At 52.9% G+C, this 2276-nt stretch carries 3 protein-coding genes; all 3 read right to left on the bottom strand.

Features of this window, described 5'->3' with window-relative positions:
- A partial coding sequence (locus RH88_RS22675) for a phage tail sheath subtilisin-like domain-containing protein (RefSeq protein ID WP_005593686.1) occupies positions 1-1389 on the bottom strand: 1389 nt, incomplete at its 3' end.
- Complete coding sequence (locus RH88_RS04295) at positions 1386-1625, bottom strand: DUF2635 domain-containing protein (protein ID WP_005593685.1); 240 nt, start codon at positions 1623-1625, stop codon at positions 1386-1388. The genes RH88_RS04295 and RH88_RS22675, both read right to left, overlap by 4 nt.
- Positions 1597-2217, bottom strand: coding sequence for a hypothetical protein (locus tag RH88_RS04290; protein ID WP_005593684.1), 621 nt, complete (start codon positions 2215-2217; stop codon positions 1597-1599). The genes RH88_RS04295 and RH88_RS04290 overlap by 29 nt, the downstream gene beginning before the upstream one ends.
- Between the last annotated feature and the right edge of the window lie 59 nt (positions 2218-2276).

Below are 2276 nucleotides of genomic sequence, written 5' to 3'. Positions count from 1 at the left end.
TCCGTAGCTATTTAAGCGATACATGGTCACTTCACGCTCAATCATGACGTTGCCGCCTGCATCGACTTTGTGCGTGGCAATGCCATCGTGCAGCAGCAAGTTGCGCTCGTTTAAGTCCCAACGCTCACTTACAGGTGGTGGAAGCACACCAGGCAACACTAACGTTTGCAGTGGTCTTGCAGGGTCAATCGCAAGCTCATACGCTGCAACTGCGCCATAAGATGCCGCCCACAAATAAGCAGGGGTTGGTGATGAGCCTGCGCCCATACAGCTATAAAGAAAATCGTTACGACTTTCACCAAAGGTGGCGGTCTGCGCGTGCGTACCACTAAAGGCAAGATAAGCCGTGCCTTCGGTCATTTTCATTGGGCCCCATCGCTCTGTCATCTCATCGCGCAGCGCATTGAGGTTGGCCGTATCGCGGTAAGGCATAATGATGTGGTTAAACCACTCATCAGCCATTGCGCTAATGGCATCAGATACATCAGGGTTGCCCGCACCACCCGATAGCGAAATGTTGGTGGTCATCACACCACTTGGGAACGCTTGGCCTGCGTAGTAGTTGCACACCACGCGAATATCGTCACCCGTTTCGCCTGTCTGTTTAGCGATGTAAGTCACTGCGCCATCAGCGCTTTCAGCACGTACAGGAAAATCATCATCGCCATTGACCGCGTTTGTGATGTTTTGCGCCATCTCGGCGGCGGTGTCACCTTTTTGTGCCAGGATAGAAAGGGGCTTACCTGCAATGTGCAGATAGATGATTGCATCTTCTAATGCCGTGCCGATAAAGCGCTGAACACCACGCGCGGCGACACCTGCTGCGGTCGCTTCAACGCCGTGTAGCGTCATCGACACATCAACCGCTAAGTCCGCAGCGGCCAAGCCTTCACCTGCCGCAATTACCATAAAGCCCGTTTGAGTCGAAAAGCTTTTTAGCGCCGCGGTTTTGTTACCAACGCTGACGCGCCAGCCTTGCTCTGCCGCTTCGCTCTCGTCCACATCAAACTCTAAGGTCGGGGTTTTAAATCCAACCATCAGCGAGCCTTCGTTCTCAACGGCCGGCGTTTTAACTGCGGCTTGGTAGTCTTTATCCACCAAGTTAAACGCTTCTGGTAGTGCCACGCCCAGCACTTGGGTAAAGCGGTTTGCGCCTTTCACTTGGCTTGCAAGGCCATGCATCAATGAACCACGGCCCCAAAGCGCCGCCGCCTCATCCCCATCGTTAAACGGGTAAAGCGTACACGCCTCAGCGCGGCCCGTTGGCAGCATCTGACCAATCACTAAGATTTGGTGAGGCATCGCCGCTGTGCCGATGATCGCTTTTGAGTTATCAAAACCGATGTAACACAGTGGTGGGCGAATATCGTTAGGAATAGCATTGCTCATGCTTTTGCTCCTTTCTTGGGTTTATCTTCGCTTGCGCTTTCTGGCTCGCTTGCAACGACAGCCGCTTGAGGCTTGTCTTCACAAAATACCGCATCACCATCACGCAGGCGGCGTCGCCAGTAGCTATTGAGTTCAACCAGCGCGCCCTCGGCTGGAAGTTTTTGCAGCGTCTTAGGGTGGCGAAGGGTTAAACCTGGCTTTGCAGGTCTAATCTTTCTCTTTATCACTGAGCTCATCGGTCTCTCCTGGTAAATGAATTAACGCATCGATAGTGGGGGCACCTTTATCGATGCTGCCGCTCTCTGCGAGTTGGTTTTTAATGCCAAGGGTGGTGAAGTCATCAAGAGTGGTGTAAATCGGCTCACTCATGCTCATGTTTTGCACCCAACTGACCGCCCAGATACACACGCCGAACCCATCAGGGGTGGCGCTGTATAAGTTGGTGGCGATGATGTTTTTCGCCTCTGAGCAGTTGTGAACACCCCAACGCTCGCGACTGACCAACTCAATCACCTTTGAGGTTAAAAGCTCGCATACGACTGAGGCGTCCATATCTTTGGCGGCACCGCGTGTCACCACGTAAGCCACCATTGAGATATCAGCTTTGCTGCCTGCGCGTCTGTCATGGTTCGACGCTTTTAACGCTGCCACACCGATGACGTTGTTCTTTAAAGCAAAGCGAGAGAGCTCTTCGGCGGTATCAAAGCGGCCTTTATGACGTACCACTTCATTGGCTGAAATAAACTCACCCGTCACGAGTGCCTTTTGCATCACGCTCACCACCGCGTGAGTGGCGCGCATTGTGCCTGTTAGTTGCAGCTCAGCCATACACTTGCTCCTTTACAAACTGCGTCATGGTGGCAATGATTTCATCGCCGTTCTCGTCG

The sequence above is a fragment of the Vibrio scophthalmi LMG 19158 genome (assembly GCF_000222585.1).
Taxonomy (GTDB): Bacteria; Pseudomonadota; Gammaproteobacteria; order Enterobacterales; family Vibrionaceae; genus Vibrio; species Vibrio scophthalmi.
This window is presented reverse-complemented; position numbering and strand designations above follow the sequence as displayed.

What these genes read in the sequence shown, in the direction of transcription:
- RH88_RS04295 (WP_005593685.1), bottom strand. Translation starts at nt 1,625, where the DNA reads ATGAGCTCAGTGATAAAGAGAAAGATTAGACCTGCAAAGCCAGGTTTA.
- RH88_RS04290 (WP_005593684.1), bottom strand. Translation starts at nt 2,217, where the DNA reads ATGGCTGAGCTGCAACTAACAGGCACAATGCGCGCCACTCACGCGGTG.